The organism is Siphonobacter sp., assembly GCF_048595215.1.
In the GTDB taxonomy this organism is placed as follows: domain Bacteria; phylum Bacteroidota; class Bacteroidia; order Cytophagales; family Spirosomataceae; genus Siphonobacter.
In genome coordinates, this window is record NZ_JBMDWJ010000241.1 from 1 (window position 1) to 5,670 (window position 5,670).

A 5,670-nucleotide genomic window follows, 5' to 3' on the forward strand; every position below is an offset into this window, starting at 1 on the left:
CCTGGTAGAAAACTATGGTGGGGTACCGCTGGTACTGAATCAGGTCAATACGGCTCAGACGTCCTTTCCCCGGGCTTCCGAAGAAGAAGTGTACAAAGCCATTGTCACCGACCTGGAAGATGCTCTCAGTAAAGTAGATGACAAACCCAGCGAATACGGACGGGTTTCCAAAGACGCTGTTCGGCACCTGTTATCGAAAGTACTGCTGACCAGAAGTTATAAAACCTTTGCCGTCAGCGAGGATGTAACCCGTTCGATCAGCCTGGCGGAAACCGTGGTGGCCAATCACCCGCTCGAATCCTCGTTTGCCCGTTTATTCTCAACGGAAAACGTGAGAAGTCAGGAAACGGTGTTTTCCTACCTGTTCGGTAGCGTTACGTCCAGTCTGGGCTGGGGTAATACGCGTCACATGCTGTATAAGTTCGAGTACTTTAACTATCCCGGCATGACGCGGGGCACTCTGTACCAGAACGGAATTGGCCGTAACCCGACGCCGTATTTCTACAGTTTGTTCGACGATAAAGACCAGCGGGCAGAAGCCACGTTCCGTCGGGCCCTGATTGCTGATAAGGTGAGTACCGATGGATTGATCAAAATCGGCGATACGGCGATCTACTTCCCGAAAACCTCCTGGACGCAGGCTCAGATCAGTGCGAAACGCTACAAGGTAATCAACCCCGATCAGTACTTCACGAACGATGGGGTGACGAACGTGCATTACCCGATGTTCCGCAAGTTTGATAACCCCGGAGCACCGTTTGTATACCCGGATCAGCCCGCCTTAGGTACTCGCGACATGATCATGATGCGGGCCGGAGAGGCGTATCTGCTGGCCGCCGAAGGTTATCTGAAATCCGGAAACACCACGAAAGCGGCTAGTTTGGTCAATACGCTCCGTTCGCGGTCCGGACTGACGACGGCTCTGACGCCCGCTCAGATCACGCTGGACTTTATTCTGGACGAGCGGGCCCGGGAATTAGTGGGTGAAGTAAACCGCTGGATGGATTTGAAACGGACCAACAAGCTCATCGAGCGTACGCTGGCGTACAATCCGCACGCGAAACTGAATAAGGCTTTAACGACCAAACATTTATTACGTCCCATTCCTCAATACGAGATTGATGCTTCGGGCGGTACGGTCGTTCAGAATAGTAACTACTAGATTTTCATAGACTGCCAGTATCAAAACAAGCTTTTTCACCGAAGAACGATTTGTCGTTCTTCGGTGAAAAACGTACCACACGATCTTTCTGCACGGCAATCAGGGGCGTTTGAGATCCTTTGAATCGTTTGCTGTTCGAGGACCTTCGGTCCATTTTCCCGCTACATTTTTGAACCATGAATCTATCCCGTTCCTGCTCATCGCTGCTACTGGCTGGCGTACTAAGCATTTCGGCGGCCTGGGCCCAGCTGAATGTACAAGCTTCCCGCCAGTTGATCCAGCGGGTCATTCCCAATCACCATTCCGCCTTTACGGTAGAGGCTTTACCCAGTGCTTCCGATGAAAATGTTTTTGAAGTAGAAAGTGCCAACGGAAAAATCGTTCTCCGGGGAAATAACGGCGTAGCCGTAGCCTCGGCCCTGTATCACTATCTGACAGAATACGCCCATTGCCAGGTCACCTGGAACGGTACAAATCTCAATCTACCGTCTCCCTTACCCAAAGTTCCTACGAAAGTGAGCAAAAGCTCGCCATATCAGTACCGCTATTACCTCAACTATTGTACGTTCAACTACAGCATGAGCTGGTGGGACTGGCCCCGCTGGCAACGCGAAATTGACTGGATGGCTTTGCACGGAATCAACATGCCGCTGGCCATTACCGGAGAAGAGTATACTTGGAATGAAGTCTACAAGGACATGGGCTTCACGAAAGAAGATTTACAGGATTTCTTCAGCGGCCCGGCGTATTTTTCGTGGTTCTGGATGGGAAATCTGGACGGCTGGGGTGGACCCCTGCCGCAAAGCTGGATGGATAGTCACAAAACGCTTCAGGAACAGATTGTAAAACGGGAACGGGAACTAGGGATGAAACCCGTATTGCCCGCCTTTACGGGACACGTACCCGCCGCTTTCCGCAAAAAATATCCCCAGGCGAAACTCAAGGCTACCAACTGGACCAACGGATTTGCCGATACCTACATTCTGGATTCGGAAGACCCTTTGTTTGCTGAAATTGGTAAGAAATTCCTTGAAAAACAGACGAAGCTTTTTGGTACGGACCACCTCTATTCTGCCGATACCTTCAACGAAAACGAACCGCCTACCGACGATCCCGCGTACCTTTCCGAGCTGAGCAAGCGGATTTATGAAGGTATGCGTCAGGCCGATCCCAAAGCGGTTTGGGTCATGCAGGGCTGGTTGTTTTATAGCGACCGGAAATTCTGGAAAGCTCCCCAAATCGAAGCTTTGCTCAAAGCCGTACCCGACGATGGGATGATTCTGCTGGATCTGGCCGCTGAAATCGAGCCGGTCTGGAAGCGTACGGAGGCTTTTCACGGCAAACCTTGGATCTGGAATATGCTCAATAACTTCGGCGGTAATGTCAACCTCTTTGGCCGTATGGAAGGCGTCGCGGCGAATCCAGCGAAAGATTTGAATGATCCGAAAGCGGGCAAGCTGGTGGGGATTGGTTTGACGATGGAGGCCATTGAGCAGAACCCCGTCATTTATGAGCTGATGATGCAGCACACCTGGCAACGGGACGCGATTGAACTGGACTCCTGGCTGGCCAAGTACGCCCGAAATCGCTACCGGACGACCAATCCTAAATTGCTCGAAGCCTGGCAGGTGTTACGCCGCACGGTGTACAATGGCAAAGACATCCGCGATGGAGCCGAATCAATCGTTACGGGACGTCCTACGTTTGATTCCACAACGATTTGGACGCGTACTAAACTTAACTATCCGCCGGCTGAGCTATTACCGGCCTGGGATTTATTCACCCAAGCCGCTCAGCAGGGCGTGGAAAGTGACGGGTTCCGGTATGATTTAGTCGATGTAACCCGGCAGGTGCTGGCGAACTACGCCCTGATTGTTCAAAAGCAATGGAAAACGGCTTACGAAAAGAAAGATCAGGCGGCCTTTGCCCGCTATAGTAAGGACTTTCTGGACCTGATTAGCGATATGGACCAGCTACTGGCCTCCCGTAAGGATTTTATGCTCGGACCCTGGCTGAAAGATGCCCGGAGCTGGGGAACGAATGCCGAGGAAAAAGCCCTCTACGAACAAAATGCCCGGGATTTGATTACGCTGTGGGGAGATGCGAATAGTCCGCTGCACGAATACTCGAACCGGCAGTGGAGCGGTCTGTTGAACGATTTTTACAAACCCCGCTGGGAACAGTTTTTCCAGCTGTTGACGAAGTCGCTTCAGTCCAATCAGAAACCGGATCTTCAGGCGTTCGATCAGCATATCCGGCAATGGGAGTGGCAATGGGTGAAAAAACAAAATCCGTTCCCGGCTACGGAAAAAGGCAATTCGATTCAGCTTTCCGTATCGATGCATAAAAAGTATCGGGAGCGTTTATCACAAGCCTATCGTCCTTAATTTCCAGTCCGTTTTAGCTGTTATGAAACCATCTCCCGCCCTGACGGCCCCTGGTACCCCGGTTGCTCCAATCGCAACCGGGCGACTGGTTTCGCTGGATGCCTTACGCGGCTTTGATATGTTCTGGATCATGAGCGGCGAGCACATCATCCACGCCCTGGCGAAAGCTACGGGCTGGCCGGTATTGCTCTGGATGTCGTCTCAGTTACATCACGTGGACTGGAACGGGTGTACCTTTTATGACATGATCTTCCCGCTTTTCTTATTCATTGCGGGTGTATCCATGCCGTATTCGTTGCAGGGAAAACTCAAGCGGGCGGGACTTGATTCAGCTGAGCAATTGTCCTTCGCTGACAAGAGGCCCATTTATCAATCCATGCTCCGACGGACCCTGATCCTGATTTTCCTGGGCATGGTCGTCAATGGCCTCTTTGCTTTTAAAGGCTATGAACAAACCCGCTTTGCCAGTGTACTGGGACGAATTGGCCTGGCCTGGCTGGGGGCGGGTATCATTTTCCTAAATACCTCCTCGCGTGGACAGATTATAGCAGCACTTTTGATTCTATTGGGATACTGGGCTGCTTTGACGTTGATCCCCGTACCCGGTTTTGGAGCGGGCGTGTTGACTCCGGAAGGCTCGCTAACTTCGTATATCGATCGGCTGCTTTTGCCCGGAAAACTCCACCGGACGGTGTATGATCCGGAAGGTTTGTTTTCTACGATTCCCGCAATCGCTACGGCTCTACTGGGCATGCTGACGGGTACGCTACTGAAGGATACCCGCCGATCCATGAACCAGAAAACGCTGGCCATGCTGGTTTTAGGCCTAAGCCTGATTTTACTAGGCTTGCTTTGGGATCAGATCTTCCCGATCAACAAACGACTGTGGACCAGCTCATTTACCGTCTATGTGGGGGGCTGGAGTTTAGTATTTCTTGCTGTGTTCTACTATATTATTGATGTGCAGGGCTTTCAAAAATGGGCATTTCCGTTCGTACTGATCGGGACCAATTCCATCTTAATCTACCTGGCTTCCGATGGTATCGTGGATTTTGCCCATACGGCTCATTTTCTATTCGATGGGTTTAACCAGTTTTTCACGCTGCCTTGGCGACCTGTCATTCAGGCACTAGCCGTAACCGCTGTTCAACTCTCATTACTGTACGTTCTGTACCGAAATAAGCTCTTCTTGAAAATCTAAATGTCCTTAGAACAACTACTATAAAACCGATTACCCTTACTTCTAATACGTAAAAAGGCTGGCCGCTCGCCCTGCCGGGTTCGTTACCCGATAGGAGAGCGGCCAGACCATTCATCCGATTGTAGAGGGGTGGGGTAATGAGTTAAAAAGAGGGGCGGTACGCCGCCAGCTTTTCCGTTGAGGCTGCTCCCAATTTTGCACCAATACCGGCAGCAACGATGCCTAGTAATAATCCAAAAAATCCAAAGATTGCTCCTTTTGACGCGGCTGACGCGGCTGCATCAGCGGCCTGACGTGCTTTGGCTTCAGCCTCCTGTTTGGTTTGTTCAAACTTAGCTACGGCCTGCTTATAAGTATTGATCCAATTGTCGACAATCTGCTCAGACTCTGCCTGGCTTTTACCCGTCCGTTTCATAACCACGTTTACGGCATCTTCCCGATCTACCTGACTGACCGTGGCCTGACCTTGTTTAAACAGACGGCCCAACAACCGATTGGCTTCTTCATTTGCTGACTGGGGGTCTTCCGCTGCCCGTTTGGCCGCAGCTTCCGCCTGATTGCCCGCCTGTTTGGCCTTTTGCTCCAATCGATTCGGATTTAAAGCGGGGTTATCGGTTTGCCGAAGAATCGTATTGACTTCGTTGCGTAAATCACCCAGATCGAGATTCTTTACATCAATTCCATTCTCAGCCAGTTTATCTTTCACGGCCGCACCTAGTTCTGGCCCTGCTGCTGAAGTTACCGTACCCGCTGCTGAGCCCGCCGTCCGAACAACTGCACCCATCAATCGGCTCGCTCCACCGATGATACTTCCGATCGTCGTCGTCAAGAAATAAATCGTAATCAACGTAACCAGACACCAGGTTAAGACCCCGTGAATGATGCCATCAAATCGATAGGCAGTACCAGACAGTCGTCCG

Annotated in this window: 4 protein-coding genes; 3 read left to right on the top strand and 1 reads right to left on the bottom strand. The window is 51.2% G+C overall.

The window, feature by feature from the left end:
- From ACOJTG_RS15065 to ACOJTG_RS15075, 3 genes are all read left to right on the top strand, one after another.
- Nucleotides 1-1,162, top strand: a 1,162-nt coding sequence (locus ACOJTG_RS15065) for a RagB/SusD family nutrient uptake outer membrane protein (protein ID WP_420154580.1), incomplete at its 5' end; no start/stop codon positions are given.
- A gap of 176 nt (nucleotides 1,163-1,338) precedes the next feature.
- Complete coding sequence (locus tag ACOJTG_RS15070; RefSeq protein WP_420154581.1) at nucleotides 1,339-3,549, top strand: alpha-N-acetylglucosaminidase; 2,211 nt, start codon at nucleotides 1,339-1,341, stop codon at nucleotides 3,547-3,549.
- A 22-nt stretch (nucleotides 3,550-3,571) separates the two neighbouring features.
- Nucleotides 3,572-4,750: an acyltransferase family protein gene (locus tag ACOJTG_RS15075; RefSeq protein ID WP_420154582.1), complete on the top strand. Its 1,179-nt coding sequence runs from the start codon at nucleotides 3,572-3,574 to the stop codon at nucleotides 4,748-4,750.
- Nucleotides 4,751-4,892: 142 nt separating this feature from the next.
- Here ACOJTG_RS15075 and ACOJTG_RS15080 read toward each other — a convergent pair.
- Nucleotides 4,893-5,670 (bottom strand): hypothetical protein (locus ACOJTG_RS15080; protein WP_420154583.1); only part of this gene is annotated, 778 nt, incomplete at its 5' end.

Bases quoted from the DNA above. Each gene is read 5' to 3' on its own strand.
- ACOJTG_RS15070 (WP_420154581.1), top strand. From the start codon at position 1,339: ATGAATCTATCCCGTTCCTGCTCATCGCTGCTACTGGCTGGCGTACTA.
- ACOJTG_RS15075 (WP_420154582.1), top strand. From the start codon at position 3,572: ATGAAACCATCTCCCGCCCTGACGGCCCCTGGTACCCCGGTTGCTCCA.